A 14,092-nucleotide genomic window follows, 5' to 3' on the forward strand; every position below is an offset into this window, starting at 1 on the left:
TGGAGCGCTGGGAGCTTTCACTCACCCTGATTCGGTTGAAAGAGTCATCTTTCTCATCACGCTTCGGACACAGCGGCCGTTATTTTCGCGACAAGCGTCGTGTCTCTCTGCGGACGGACACCAGAGTCCTTATTTGCCCATTTTGTTGAAAAATCAGTCCCCCAGTGAGCACATAACAGCGTTGGTGTCCGCTACATGTTGGAAGTGGTTCTTTTCCATCGAATAAGGGCCTCCCAGTCCGCCGTTACTTTAACGCTGAAAAACAACGTCTCAGCTAACACATCAAACCCTCTTCAATGAACCGGCTTGCGTTTGAACAATAAATATAGGAAGAACGGCGCCCCAATACCTGCCGTAAATACCCCTGCCGGTATATCAAGCGGCATGAACAGCATGCGTCCGGCCAGATCGGCCAGCAGAAGCAGAATCGCGCCGATTAAAGCCGCAGCGGGAATCACGAGCGAGTACGAGTTGCCTACGAGTCTGCGAGCGATGTGGGGGGCCATGAGGCCGAGGAATGAAATCATCCCCGCCACCCCGACGGCCGCACCGGCAAGCGCTACGCTGTAGAGCAGCACCATGACTCGGGTAACTTGAAGACGGCTCCCAAGTCCGATAGCCGTCGGTTCGCCTAATGTCTGAATCGTCAGCTCCTTCGCATACAGGAGGGAGAGTGGGATAAAGATGGCAATCCACGGAAAAATGATCTGCACATACTTCCAGCTTGTTCCGTAGATGCTGCCCGTCATCCAGTTTAACACTTGAGCCGCCAAGTAAGCCGGCCCGCTAATGAGCAGAAACAGGGTAAGCGCCGCCATCGCGGTAGAGAGGCCGATCCCGATGAGCACCAGTCTATAGGTCGACACTCCCCGCTTCCAGGCAAGGGTATAATTGATCAGGACCGCAAGAAGCGCTCCTATTATCGCAACAACCGGGATCCAATGAACGCTGTAGCCGGTGAACAATGTCATGAAAGCAACAGCCGCTGCCGACGCGCCGCCGGTGACGCCCAGAATGTCCGGCGAAGCGAGCGGATTCCGAATCACCCCCTGCAGCAGGGCGCCCGATACGGCCAGCGCCGCCCCGATCAAGACCGCGGCAAGAATTCGCGGCAGCCGGAATTTCAGCAGAATCAGCTCTGAGCTGCCCGGATTCTGTCCCGTCAACGAGCGAAAGACTTCCTTCATCGGAATGCTTACGCTGCCGACGGAGAGGCAGACCATGGAAAGCACGATCATCGCGAGAAGCAAACTGAGAAGGATCAAAGCCGATCTTGCCGAGCGTGAGTTAGTCATTCGCCTTCCTCCTTGCCGCATGGATCAGAAAGGGAACGCCCAGCATCGCCGTGGCGATCCCAACGGGCACCTCCTTAGGCATCAAGACGAAACGCGCAGCAAGATCCGCGGCGACGAGCAGCACGGCACCGCTTAATGCGCAGCAAGGCAGCAGCCACCGGTGATCATGGCCGATCAGCGCCCGGCACAGGTGTGGAACGATCAGCCCGACAAATGCGATCGGACCGGCAGCCGACACCGAACTCCCCGCGAGCAGCACGACGGCGAGCGCCGACAGCAGCCGCACGAGCGTCACGCGCTGACCCAGGCTCCTTGCACTTTCCTCGCCCAACATCATAATGTTGAGGGAGCCTGACAAAAGCAGCGACAAGCCTAAGCCAATCGCCATATAGGGGGCTACGGACAGCAAATGGTCCAATTTCCTCCCGGAGACGGACCCGATCATCCAGAACAAGGCCGCATCCAGCGACTGCTTGTTAATCAGAATCAAGCCTGACGTGATCGACGAGGCAAAAGCACCCATCGCTGCGCCAGCTAACGTCAGCTTGACCGGTTCGAACCAGCTGCCCCGCATCGCCATGGCGTAGACGCAGATCGAAACGAACAGCGCGCCGGCAAAAGCGATCCAAATCATTTTATTCATCGTAAGGGCCGATCCGTAAAGGACCAGCCCGATCACGATGAATAGCGATGCGCCGGCATTGATGCCGAATACGGAAGGCGAAGCGAGCGGGTTTCGCGTCAACACTTGCATGACGGCGCCCGCTACGGCGAGACAAGCGCCTACGGCAGCCGCGACCAGAACCCGCGGCACCCGGGACGTCCTAAGTATCAAATGCTCGTTCGATCCATTGAAATGGCTGTAACTCGCCCACAAATCGTCAAGCCCGAATGTTTGCTCCCCCAATAGAACGCTCACTGCGGCGAGCACGAGCAGCAACAGGGCTCCCGCCGTCAATGCCATCATCTTGCTTTTGCGTGTGTGAAGTAAGGCAGCCGTGTTATTTGACATCGAAATACTTGATCAATTCATCCAACAGCAGGTTGGCGGCTTTGTATCCGCCTGCGGAGTTCCAAATGCCTTCATCCACTTGAATCACTTTATTGTTTTTCGTTACATTCAAGTTTTTAAATAACGGATCATTCGTCCATTCCTTCACCACATTCGCGGCATCTGTCTTCCCTTTCGCTTCCGTGACGAAGTAGAACAGGACGTCCCCATCCATTTTGGCGATATTTTCTTTATTCAAAACTTCAATGAAAGCATCCTTGTCCTGCGACTCGGGACGCGCGACACCCAGTTGGCCGAGCAGTACGCCGGCGAATGTCTGCTTCTGATAAATGCGCACCTGCGACGCCGAGAAACGCACCAATGAAACCTTCGTAGCCGCCTTGCTGCCAAGCTTCGCTTTCACTTCCGCTACGCGCTTGTCGAAAGCGGCCATCGCTTTCTCGCCTTCATCCTTCTTGTTTACCGCCTCTGAGTACAGCTTGAAGTTGATTTTCCAATCCCCAACCAAATCAGCTGCGAATACCGTAGGAGCAATTTGCTTCAGTTGATCGTAAATTTTCTCCTGCCGCACTTTATTCCCGATAATCAAATCCGGTTTCAAGCTGGCAATCAGTTCAAGATTCGGCTGCAATTCATCCCCGACGACGGTTACATTCTGCATATCGTTCTTGATATGGTCGTACCAGGGTTCGCCAAGCCAGGACATAACGGCTCCTACAGGCTTAACGCCTACCGCGAGCAGAGCTTCCGTCCCCTCATTCGTCAGGATAACAATGCGAGATGGCGTCCCCTTGATCGTCGTTTCGCCCATTGCGTGTTTAATGACCCGCGGAGCATCGGCTTCCGTATTCGCGGCAGCGGTCGGTGAGCTGCTAACGGCCGGGACCGGCGTCGCGCCGCTTGCTGTGGTCGGCGTAGCCGTTGACCCCGTGGAACAGGCGCTGAGCAGTAATGTGAAACAGATGACGACCATGGCAGTCATCCAGGCTCTTGTCTTCTTATACATCTGTGAATCTCCCTCTTCTCTATAGTGATAATGATTCTCATAACCATTACTACTATAGCGTCTAAGCCCACCTTCAACAATGGGATATTTGGACAGCGGGAATGGATTATTTCGACACCAGTCCCGGGCATAAGACTCTTTGAATCTTTTGGGAGAGACGCCCTCCTGCTTCTTAAAAATCCGGCTGAAATAGTAACTGTCTGCGTAGCCGACATGCTCCGAGATCTCTTTCAGCGTTTTGTCCGTATAGACGAGAAGTGCCTTGGCCTTGTTCATCCGCAGTCCGATCAAATAGTCAATCGGGCTTGTATCCATCTGGTTCTTAAACAAACGAAGCAGCTGTCTGGACGTACATTCCAGCGTTTCAGCCAGCGCCTCCAGCGTCACCGCTTCTTGATAATGCTCTTCCATATAATAAACAGCTTGGCTGACGAGATCGGGACGGATGACGTCCACCCCTTGTTCGTGCAGCTGCTCCACCAGTTCGTAAAGCAATTGATAGAAGAGCGTCTTCACCTTGAATTTATCAAGCGGGCTGGGTGCCTGCCATATTTGATGCATATGCTCCAGCTTCTGCAGCCAAGAGATCGGAAACTTAGGCGACAAACTGTAGCGCAGCAGGAAGGGATTCTCCCGCTCCATCAGATTAACCAGCTCGTATCGGTTCGGAAGCGGCAGTGTCGCCTTGTACAGCACCATGAAATATTCCAGCTGCTCCTCCGCCGTAATGTCGAGAACAATCCCTTTCCCGACGTGCAGAACATGGAATCTCGGCATACGGCTTTCGCTTCCGTCAATGTACAGTTCGGCACTGCCCCTGATGACATACAGAAAAGCGCTTGTCGGCACGCGATATCCGCGCATCACTTCGCCAGGCCCCAGCAGCATGCGCCGAACATCTAATACTTTGATGAGAACATGATTCCACAAAACAATATGGTCGCTAATTCTCATAAATCGGTCATTCCTTTCTATCTAACTATCTATCTATTAGCCCTATCTTATCACAATTGAAAATAATTCTCATTATCATTTGTGGATCGTTCTTGTTACGCACAAAAACCTAGCGAAAGATCGCTAGGTTTCAATTGAAACACCGCCAAGCAGGTATCAATACTTACGCGTAGAAACATCCCGCTTCGCCGTTTCCTGGGAGAAAATGCTTTCCGCTGTAATGATATTCACCGGAATTTCCTTCCCTGCGACAAGGTCTTTGGCGGCTTTAATAATTTGCGGACCCAGCAGGGGATTGCATTCTACCGACATGTTCAGCTTTCCTGCCAACATAGCTTGGAAAGCAAGCTTCGTAGCATCCACGGAAATGACGATAACGTCTTTGCCCGGCTTCAAGCCCGCCTGTTCAATCGCCTTAATCGCGCCAAGCGCCATATCGTCATTATGGGCAAAAACAACCTGCGGCTTCATGCCCTGCTGAAGCACTTTGCCCATTAGCTTTTGACCGCTTTCCATCGTGAAATCGCCGATTTCCGAAGCTATGACCTGAAATGCGGCGTTCTGGGAAAGCACCTCCTCAAATCCTTGCCGGCGCTCAATGGCCGGTGCAGAACCTGCGGTGCCTTGAAGCTCCACAATCTTCGTTTCTCCACCCTCCGCCGGCTTGTGCTCGACAACCCATCTGGCCGCTCGCCGTCCCTCTTCAACAAAATCCGAGCCGATGAACGTAGTCCACAAGGAGTCGTCTTCGACTTTCACTTTCCGGTCGCTCAGCATGACCGGTATGCCGGCTGCCTTCGCTTCCGCCAAAACTTCGTCCCAGCCAGTCTCTACAATTGGCGTGAAAGCAATGACATCCACCTTCTGCCGGATAAAACTGCGAATGATCTCGATTTGCCTGTCCTGACTGCCTTCCGCGTTCTGCATGATGAGCTCGATGCCGAGGTCTTGGCCGGCCGCAGATTTGATCGATTCCGTGTTCGCTGCCCGCCAGCTGCTTTCCGAGCCTACGACGGCTACGCCAAGCTTCATCTTTTTCGTGTTCACATCCATGCGGGAAGCCGCCTGCTTGAGGCCCGGATCGCTCGTTGCCTCAACTTCCCTGGCATTCTTGGGAGTAATCAGATGACTGCGCAGAATGATTTTTTTCGGGATCACTTTCTCACGGTTCAGGATATCGAGCGCGTATTGAATCGACTCCCTTCCCCCAGTCGGACTAGTCACCGTACCGCTCAGAACGCCTTGTTTGACTAGATCGAATCCTCCGTTCAGGGTGTCCAGCCCATCGATGCCGATAATTTGCACATCATGCAAGCCTAGTGCGTCAATCGCCCGGTAAGCCCCTAGCGCCATAGCGTCACTATGCGCAAATACAAGCTTAACTCCCGGAGAGTTGGGCAAAATACGCCTTAACTCATCCTCGGCCCGATCCCGCTGCCAGTCGCCGACAACCACTCTGTTCACTGTAATAAAAGGGGAGTGAGACAAATAATCCCGGAAACCACGGCTGGTCTCTTCAACGGATTTCGTGCTGACGGCCCCTTTTATTTCCACAATGTCGGCCGGAGAACCGCCGAGCAAATCAGCAGCCAATTTGCCTGATTTTTTTCCGATCGCTAAATTGTCAGACCCGATAAACAGCGAGTAATCATAGCCGGTCACACCGCGCCCGAGAACGATAACCGGAATTTCCTTATAAACCTCCGTCACGATAGGCGTCAGCTTCTCGGAATCATTCAGCGAAATAATAAGCAGATCGATGCCGTATTTCATCAGCTTTTGTACATCGTGAACCTGCTTCTCGCTGTTTTCCGCCGCATCCGTAAAAATCAGTTTAACGTTTTTATGCTTTTCCGCTTCCTTGCGAATTTCATTGTTCATTAACAGCTGCCGTGGTTCATTCAAGTTCGGCTGGCTGATGCCGATTAAGAAATAAGGTTCATCTTTTACCGCTTTAAGGTGCAGCAGGCTTGCGACGAGCATGACCACAACCAGGCCAATCAAGCTGAAAACAAGCAGCCATATGAAACCTATTTTGGAAGGAACCTTCATCCTAGTAGTCTCCACGTTTTCTATATTCCAGAGGCGATACGCCAGTCATTTTTTTGAACGTATGGCTAAAATAGTGCTGAGATTGGTAGCCGACTTTCTGCGCGATCTCGTAAATTTTGGACGTGGGATCATTCAGATATTGAATGGCTTTCTTAATGCGAATGTCGGTGAGGCAGTCGACGAACGATTTTCCCAAGTCTCTTTTTAACAATTTGCTTAAATACGTCGCATTCACGTTCATCTGCTCAGCCACCTCGGATAATGATAAATCCTCCTTATAATAATAAGTTTCCAAATACTTCTTCGTCATCATCACAATAGGGGTCAAAGCGCTTTCACGAAGGAGTTCCTGATGCAGGTCTTCATAATGCCTTGGCACATGCTCAAGCTGCTCGACAACCGTATGGGTCAGAAGCAGGCTGACTCCCAAATAAGTCATCACCGTGCGTTCAAACTCCTGATAAATAGTGCGAATGCCAGCTAAGTCTGAAATTTGCGTCAGGGCGGCAATCCGTCCTTTTTCCACGCTGAAAATGACAGACACAGGAAGCTGCGGCAGCATTTCAGTTAAAATGTTTTTGATCGCGAACTCGAGCAAAGGCGGATCCCACATCTTATTCGGCGCATTGGCGGTCATTTTGCCGAGCGGCTTCAACAACAGCATGCTGATTTTCCCATGAAACTGCGGCTGAAAAAACAGCCATTCTTCCTCAAACTGTTCCTTCGCAAGCTTTCCGGTGATCCATTTGCTAAAAAACTCTTCGCGCATAGTCAGAGCGTTGAACTCCAGTTTCTGGTTCATCCACTGGGTATGCTTTTGTTCCACGCGATCCTTCGTCAACACGTCTATTGCTTTGTTTACTGCTGCGCCCAGCTCCTTTTTTTGCACAGGCTTTAGCAAATAATCAAAGGCGTTGAGCCTAACCGCTTGCTGGGCATACGCGAACTCATCATGGCCGGAGATGACGATCACCAAGCAATTCGGATTTTGCGTTTGCAATTTCTCCATCAATTCGAGACCGTTCATAAATGGCATGTTAATATCCACAAACATCAGATCAGGACAAGCGGAAGCCGCAATTTCCAATGCTTCTTTGCCATTCTCTGCTTCAGCAACAACCTCAATGCCCATGTCAGCCCATGGCAGCGTCTTACAAAGGCCGTTTCGAATGCGCGGTTCATCGTCTGCGATCATTAGTTTCCACATGATTCGTCACCTCAACCTGACTTTTTCATTGCTTGCACCATTGGATGCTTGATTTCAACCGTTGTCCCTTTACCGAGCTCACTGTATATTTGGATTCCGAAAGCGGTTCCATAAGTGAGTTGTATCCGCTCGTTTACATTGAACAAGCCAATGCCGTAGTGATCCTCGCGCATTTTCTCGCCGCGTAGAATTTGGTTGATTTCCTCCAGCTTCTCCGGCGGAATGCCAGCCCCGTCATCCATGATGCGAAAACAAATCATATCGAGCTCTTGCTTGGCGGAAATGCTGATTTTCCCTTTGCCCGTTCTTGCCTTAATCCCATGATAAATCGCGTTTTCTATCAAAGGCTGCAAAATGAGCTTCAGGACATGGTAATGATATAAATGCTCCGGAATGTCAAACTTAAAATCTAATTTATCCATATAGCGGGACATCTGAATAATCATATAGCTCTCGGCGTGTTTCACCTCGTCCCGCACCGGAATCCACTCGTTTCCGCGATTCAAGCCGATCCGGAACAGATTCGTAAGCGCCCCGATCACTTCAATGATATCGTCGGCTTCATATTCTTGGGCCATCCAGCCGATCGTATCCAACGTATTATATAGAAAATGCGGTTTGATCTGGGCTTGAAGCACCTGCAGCTCAGCTTCCCGCTTTTTTTTCTGCTCCATATAGACCACATTAATCAGATTGTTAATTTCCTCCAGCATATGATTAAAGCTGTTTCCCAGCTGTCCGATCTCATCTTTGGTTTCGGCAACAAAACGCTGATTAAGCTCGCCGTTCTTCACCTTGCTCATCAAACTCATCAGCTTACGGATAGGACGGATTAATGTGCCTGTAAAATAAGCGGATAAAAGCGCTGCCAAGAGAATCGTTATAAACGTAACGATAAAGGTATACAGCTGAATATCCGTGATGACCCGCTGATAATCGTCATTGGGGATAACGCCAATGAACCTCCACTTATTGGTTTCGGAATCGTTAAACAAAATGCGGTAAGCATGGCCTTTAATTTGCTGCGTCACGCTCCCTTGCGAACCGTCCGGCAGCCATTTTCCTTGAATGCGGTACACAATATCGTTCGTTGGAGCATACACAATATTGCCGTTGTGATCCAAGATGTACATAAATCCCGATTTGCCCAGCTTCACATTTTCGAAAATGGATTTAATCATATCCATTCTGAGATCCATCAGAACGACTCCCGTCACTTCTTTCGTTTGGGGATCTGCCACGGCATGCACGAGCGACAGCACATCGTATGAACTGTAGTTTTGAGAAGTTGAGACGTTGCGGCCTATCGGATTGCTAATAATCATCGTTTCGGAAGGGGCCTTGACCGCATCCTGAAACCAGCTTTCCTCGACCAGCGAATCACGCGTAATCCGGTTCATATCATGCGATGTGAAAGCACCGCTTTTATTGACCAGCATAATCCCCATGATTTCCTTGTTGCGTTCGGTATACATGGACAACGTTTTGTCGATCCGGGAAACTTCTTCCTCCGTGATCTCCAGTTCATTCATCTGCATGAACTTCTCAACTTCGGAATCCTGGCTTATGTAATAGAGCACATCTTTGAGATGATCGATATAGTAATCCACATTGCTTTCTACTTGATGAATCATTTGAAGCGTGCTTTGGTCCGCCTGATTTTCCGAATACTTACTGTACGTCCGAATTCCCCAAAAGCTTAGGGTAAGAATGGAAATCAGAATAATTAAGAGAAAGATGCAGTTCAGTTTAAACCGAATGCTGCGGTCATGCCACCAACGAAGATATGCCCTCACTGCGATCCTCCTCTTCCTTTATTCGTACTTATAATATCATAGCTGAACTATATTGGGGACGGAACTTTTGGTTTTTTTTGGCATGTGCGGATTCCGCTTTCTTTCCCTTCTTGACACGATAACCCGCTGCAGGGCGATAAAGGCAAACAAGAGGAAGCCGATGACGATTTTCGTCCACCACGAGCTTAACGAGCCTTGAAACATAATCATCGTTTGGATAACTCCGGCGCTTAGTACGCCAAGCATGGGACCTATGAAGTAACCAAATCCGCCTGTCAGCAGGATACCGCCGATCACACACGCAGCAATTGCGTCCATCTCGCCTCCCATCAAATGAAGACCATAGCCGGACAGCATGTAAAATGTAAACACAATGCCGCTTAGCGCCGAACAAAAGCCGCTTAGCGTATAAACCGCTAATTTCGTTGCATACACAGGAAGACCCATTAGTTCGGCAGATTTCTCATTCCCGCCAATCGCATATACATTTCGCCCGAATGCCGTATATCTTGAAATGTAAACAGCTGCCGCAACCGTTACAAGGGCAATGACGACACCGATGGAAATAGACCCTTCCCCCGGCATTGGTATTCTGAAGTTGGATATGGCGCTGTAAATCGGATGATCGATGACAATGCTTTCGGGACTGATCAGAAAGCACGTACCCCGTGCCAAAAACATGCCGCCGAGCGTGACAATCCACGGATGAATATGAAACCGGCAGATGAGATACCCCTGCAATAAGCCAAATACCGTGCCCAGCAGCAGTACGCTCGGCATGACAACGAATGGATGAATCCCGGCTCTTAGCATGACGGCGGACAGCACACTGACTAGCGCAATTAATGAAGCGACGGAAAGATCAATGCCTCCCGTTACAATGACAAAAGCCAAGCCAGTCGCTACGATAATCAGAAACGCATTGTCGACAAACAAATTTAGAAATACTTGAATGGAAAAAAAGCTGTCAAACATCGCAGACCCTGTTCCATATAACGAAATGAACAACAGAATCGTGGCTAGAATGGTGATGTTCGAGGACGTTATTTTAAGCGGCAGTTTCATTGACAAGCACCTTCTTCTCCATTTTTTTGCTAAACGTACGGCTCAACATCTCTCTTAATGCATCCGATTGGACTAGACTGACAAGGATAATTACGACGGCTTTCACGACCATGACAGATTCCGATGGAACACCCAGCGTATAAATAGTCGTCGTTAAAGTTTGAATAAACAGCGCGCCTAATACGGTCCCGCCCAGGTAGAAACGTCCGCCACGCATGGAGGTTCCCCCGATGACAACGGCCAGTATCGCATCCAGCTCAAACCATAATCCCGCATTATTGGAATCGGCTCCTGTAATGTTCGAGGAGACAATTATGCCGGCAAGAGCTGCGCAAAACCCGCAAATGACATAGACGGAGATCATGATCCGTGTGGAATTGATGCCGGCGAACTCGCTGGATATCCGGTTGGCCCCAACCGACTCCAGAAACAATCCGAACGCGGTCTTCCGTGTGATGACGTGTAAAACGACAAAAACGACGACCGCCAAAATAACGGCAAAAGGCACACCGAACAAATAGCCTCCTCCTACAAAACGGTACGCTTTATCGGAAATCGTAATGATTTTACCGCCAGAGATCAGCTGTGCGATACCACGCCCTACCGTCAACAAAATCAGCGTGGCGATCATCGGCTGTATTTTCAACTTAGCCACGAGCAAACCATTCCAGTATCCGCACACAACGCCTATACCTAGCCCTGCCAGCAAAGCGAGCGCAAACGGAACATGCTTCTGCAGAAGAAATGCAGCCAAGGAAGCGGCAATCGCCAGCACCGAGCCTACCGAGATGTCGATGCCTTCTTTCGCAATGACAAGCGTCATGCCCAGCGCAATGATGAGAATTGGCGTCCCACGGTTTAAAATATCGATCAGGCTGCCGAATAAATGCCCGTCTTGCATCCGAATATGGAAAAATCCCGGGGTGAATAATGCATTAAAAATCAAGATTAAGGCAATTCCTACGGCAGGCCAAAATAACTTTGAGCGGATGGCATTAGGAAACATGCTCATGAACGGCATCATTGTTGCCCCCTCCTTCTGCGATCATTTGCATAATTCGTTGCTCGCCGATTTCATTGCCGGCCAATTCGCCAATAATTTGGCGATCCCGCAATACCATAATGCGGTCGCAGCACCCGACCATCTCTTCCCATTCCGATGTAATCATCAAAATGGTCATCCCTTCCGCTGCCAAGGATAAAATTAATTTGCGAATCTCGGCTTTGGAGCCTACATCGATACCGCGTGTCGGTTCATCCAGGATGAGCAGCTTGGGATTCGTAGCCAACCATCTCGCCAATATCGCCTTCTGCTGATTGCCACCGCTTAGCTGATCGATTCTTTGTTCCATACTCGAGGCCTTAATGCTTAACAGCTTGATGTAATGCTCTGCAATGTCTTGCTGCTTGCGAAGCGATAAATTGTGCAAAATGCCGCGTTTGGCCTGCAGAGCCAAGACAATATTTTCCCGCACCGTCAATTCGCCGATAATCCCTTCGACTTTGCGTTCCTCCGGACAGAAGGCCAAGCCGTATTCGATCGCTTTTTTCGGAAACATCGTACGAATCTTATCATTATCGATCGTCATTGCCCCCTCGTCCGCCTTATCGATGCCAAAAATCAATTTGGCGATTTCCGTGCGCCCGGATCCGAGCAAGCCTGCAAGTCCTAATACCTCTCCTTTGCGAATCGTTATATCGAATGGCTCCATGGAACCACGGCGTCCTAATTGCTGAGCGGATACCCACACCTCGCCTTTCTTCATTCCGACAACTTTGCTTTGCGCCTCCTCGTCATTCCATTCGCGGCCGATCATCTTGGAAATCAGCTCAATCCTCGGCAAATCTTCGGTTAAATACTCACCTACCAACTCGCCGTTTCTCAGCACCGTTATGCGATCGGAAACCTCATAGACTTGATCCATGAAGTGTGTGACGAATACGATGGCCATTCCTTCATCTTTCAGCTTTCTCATAATCCGGAAGAGCTCCTTGACTTCCTGCTGGTCAAGACTCGACGTCGGCTCATCCAGAATGAGCAAGCCGGACGAGATGTCTACAGCTCGCGCAATAGCCACCATCTGTTGAATCGCTACGGAAAATTCAGATAGCGGCTTTGACACGTCCAGCTGGATACTGAGCCGTCCCATGAGCTCCTCCGCCTTGGCGTTCAAAAGCGGCCAATCGATGCTTCCTCCGCGTTTGCGCGGTTGACGGCCGATAAACAGATTCTCCGAAACGGATAAATTCGGACAAAGATTTACTTCTTGGTACACCGTGCTGATCCCTAACGCTTGCGCATCTTTTGGCGATTTAATGTGTACGATCTGGCCATTCAAGGCGACGATGCCTTGATCCTTCTCATGCACACCTGTCAAAACTTTAATCAAGGTGGATTTCCCTGCGCCATTCTGTCCCATCAAAGCATGAATTTCTCCTCTTCTAAGCTGAAAATCCACATTCGTTAAAGCCTTGACGCCGGGGAAAAATTTACTAACGCCAGTCATCGTTAATACGGGCTGCTGCATTCCTCTCCACTCCTTTATTTATCTTTGATGAAACGAAATCAAGAGCTCCGATTGACTCTTGATTTCGCTGAAAAATCGTCTATTTATCTTAGTACTTGCGGTTTGGCAGAGCGTCAATCGCTTTTTGGCCTGTGAAAACATCTTCATTGGATTTAATCCACTTTGGAAGCTGTTTGCCTGCTTTCAGGTCTTTTGCCGCTTGGAACAATTGCGGCCCGAGCAGCGGATTACACTCAACAACCGTGTTCAGCTTACCGGCTTTAACAGCTTCGAAAGCTTCTTTAATCCCGTCAATCGAAACGATTTTTACTTCTGAACCTGGTTTTTTGCCGGCTTCTTCAAGCGCTTGAATCGCGCCCAGCGCCATGTCGTCGTTATGAGCATACACGCCTTGAATATCTTTGCCCTCCGGGGATTTCAAAATAGCTTCCATCACTTGTTTGCCTGTTGCCCGGTTGAAATCGCCGCTTTGGGATTTTACGATTTTAATGTTCGGATGATTTTTCATTTCGTCGTCAAAGCCTTTTTTGCGGTCCGTTGCCGCGCTCGCGCCAACCGTTCCTTCCAGCTCGACGATATTTCCTTTATCTCCAAGATGCTCGGCCATGGCTTTTGCCGCATTTTGGCCTTCTACAATAAAGTCAGAACCGATGAAGCTTGTGTACAGGTCTTCATTCTTTTTGTCGATCCCGCGGTCAACGAGGATAACCGGGATTTTCGCATCCTTCGCTTCTTTCAGAACGGCTTCCCAGCCTGTTTCCACGACAGGTGCCATCGCGATCACATCTACCTTCTGAGCGATGAAGGAGCGAATGGCTTTAATTTGATTCTCTTGCTTTTGCTGCGCATCCGAGAACTTCAATTCGATTGTAGGATCAGCTTTCGCCGTATCTTGAATCGATTGCGTTTCCGCACCGCGCCAGCCGCTCTCTGCTCCGATTTGCGAGAAGCCCACGACGACTTTGCCGCCTCCTGCCGCCGCCTTTGTTGCTTGTGGTGCTGTTGAAGCCGTTGTCGTTTCCGATGTTTTGGCTCCGCAGCCTGCGACCAGTGACATCAATACCGTAGCTGTAACAAGTGCCCCCATGACTTTTTTTCTTTGTACCATTTGTGTTCCTCCTCCAAATAATTATTTACATCCTTAGTGTAATAGTTGGGCCAAAGAAGGTCTTTACAC

At 49.8% G+C, this 14,092-nt stretch carries 10 protein-coding genes; all 10 read right to left on the minus strand.

All coding sequences use genetic code 11. The features are described 5' to 3' along the window. Positions 1 to 293: 293 nt before the first annotated feature. The 10 genes from AC3WRW_RS02295 to AC3WRW_RS02340 all read right to left on the minus strand — a co-directional run bounded on the left by AC3WRW_RS02295 (position 294) and on the right by AC3WRW_RS02340 (position 14,023). Positions 294 to 1,295, minus strand: coding sequence for a FecCD family ABC transporter permease (locus AC3WRW_RS02295; protein WP_492544593.1), 1,002 nt, complete (start codon positions 1,293 to 1,295; stop codon positions 294 to 296). Beyond that, a complete protein-coding gene (locus AC3WRW_RS02300) occupies positions 1,288 to 2,307 on the minus strand; it encodes a FecCD family ABC transporter permease (RefSeq protein WP_492544595.1) in 1,020 nt (339 codons plus the stop codon). The genes AC3WRW_RS02295 and AC3WRW_RS02300 overlap by 8 nt, the downstream gene beginning before the upstream one ends. After that, a complete protein-coding gene (locus AC3WRW_RS02305) occupies positions 2,297 to 4,267 on the minus strand; it encodes an ABC transporter substrate-binding protein (RefSeq protein WP_492544597.1) in 1,971 nt (656 codons plus the stop codon). Before AC3WRW_RS02305 ends, AC3WRW_RS02300 begins: the two co-directional genes overlap by 11 nt. 156 nt (positions 4,268 to 4,423) lie before the next feature. Beyond that, positions 4,424 to 6,319, minus strand: a complete 1,896-nt coding sequence (locus AC3WRW_RS02310; protein ID WP_492544599.1) for a substrate-binding domain-containing protein — start codon at positions 6,317 to 6,319, stop codon at positions 4,424 to 4,426. 1 nt (position 6,320) lies between these two features. Continuing rightward, a complete protein-coding gene (locus tag AC3WRW_RS02315) occupies positions 6,321 to 7,526 on the minus strand; it encodes a response regulator transcription factor (protein ID WP_492544601.1) in 1,206 nt (401 codons plus the stop codon). An 11-nt stretch (positions 7,527 to 7,537) separates the two neighbouring features. Then, positions 7,538 to 9,322 (minus strand): sensor histidine kinase, encoded by a 1,785-nt coding sequence (locus tag AC3WRW_RS02320; RefSeq protein ID WP_492544603.1) that lies wholly within the window; start codon positions 9,320 to 9,322, stop codon positions 7,538 to 7,540. A gap of 36 nt (positions 9,323 to 9,358) precedes the next feature. Then, a complete protein-coding gene (gene yjfF / locus AC3WRW_RS02325) occupies positions 9,359 to 10,387 on the minus strand; it encodes a galactofuranose ABC transporter, permease protein YjfF (RefSeq protein ID WP_492544700.1) in 1,029 nt (342 codons plus the stop codon). Further along, on the minus strand, positions 10,371 to 11,411 hold the full coding sequence (locus AC3WRW_RS02330; protein WP_492544605.1) for an ABC transporter permease: 1,041 nt from the start codon (positions 11,409 to 11,411) through the stop codon (positions 10,371 to 10,373). The genes yjfF and AC3WRW_RS02330 overlap by 17 nt, the downstream gene beginning before the upstream one ends. After that, positions 11,383 to 12,915: a sugar ABC transporter ATP-binding protein gene (locus AC3WRW_RS02335; protein WP_492544606.1), complete on the minus strand. Its 1,533-nt coding sequence runs from the start codon at positions 12,913 to 12,915 to the stop codon at positions 11,383 to 11,385. The genes AC3WRW_RS02330 and AC3WRW_RS02335 overlap by 29 nt, the downstream gene beginning before the upstream one ends. A gap of 88 nt (positions 12,916 to 13,003) precedes the next feature. Next, positions 13,004 to 14,023, minus strand: a complete 1,020-nt coding sequence (locus AC3WRW_RS02340) for an ABC transporter substrate-binding protein (protein WP_492544608.1) — start codon at positions 14,021 to 14,023, stop codon at positions 13,004 to 13,006. Positions 14,024 to 14,092 lie beyond the last annotated feature (69 nt).

The organism is Paenibacillus sp. FW126-R14 (genome assembly GCF_058789495.1).

Bases quoted from the DNA above. Each gene is read 5' to 3' on its own strand.
- AC3WRW_RS02330 (WP_492544605.1), bottom strand. From the start codon at position 11,411: ATGATGCCGTTCATGAGCATGTTTCCTAATGCCATCCGCTCAAAGTTA.
- AC3WRW_RS02310 (WP_492544599.1), bottom strand. From the start codon at position 6,319: ATGAAGGTTCCTTCCAAAATAGGTTTCATATGGCTGCTTGTTTTCAGC.
- yjfF (WP_492544700.1), bottom strand. From the start codon at position 10,387: ATGAAACTGCCGCTTAAAATAACGTCCTCGAACATCACCATTCTAGCC.
- AC3WRW_RS02315 (WP_492544601.1), bottom strand. From the start codon at position 7,526: ATGTGGAAACTAATGATCGCAGACGATGAACCGCGCATTCGAAACGGC.
- AC3WRW_RS02305 (WP_492544597.1), bottom strand. From the start codon at position 4,267: ATGAGAATTAGCGACCATATTGTTTTGTGGAATCATGTTCTCATCAAA.
- AC3WRW_RS02300 (WP_492544595.1), bottom strand. From the start codon at position 2,307: ATGTCAAATAACACGGCTGCCTTACTTCACACACGCAAAAGCAAGATG.
- AC3WRW_RS02335 (WP_492544606.1), bottom strand. From the start codon at position 12,915: ATGCAGCAGCCCGTATTAACGATGACTGGCGTTAGTAAATTTTTCCCC.
- AC3WRW_RS02295 (WP_492544593.1), bottom strand. From the start codon at position 1,295: ATGACTAACTCACGCTCGGCAAGATCGGCTTTGATCCTTCTCAGTTTG.
- AC3WRW_RS02340 (WP_492544608.1), bottom strand. From the start codon at position 14,023: ATGGTACAAAGAAAAAAAGTCATGGGGGCACTTGTTACAGCTACGGTA.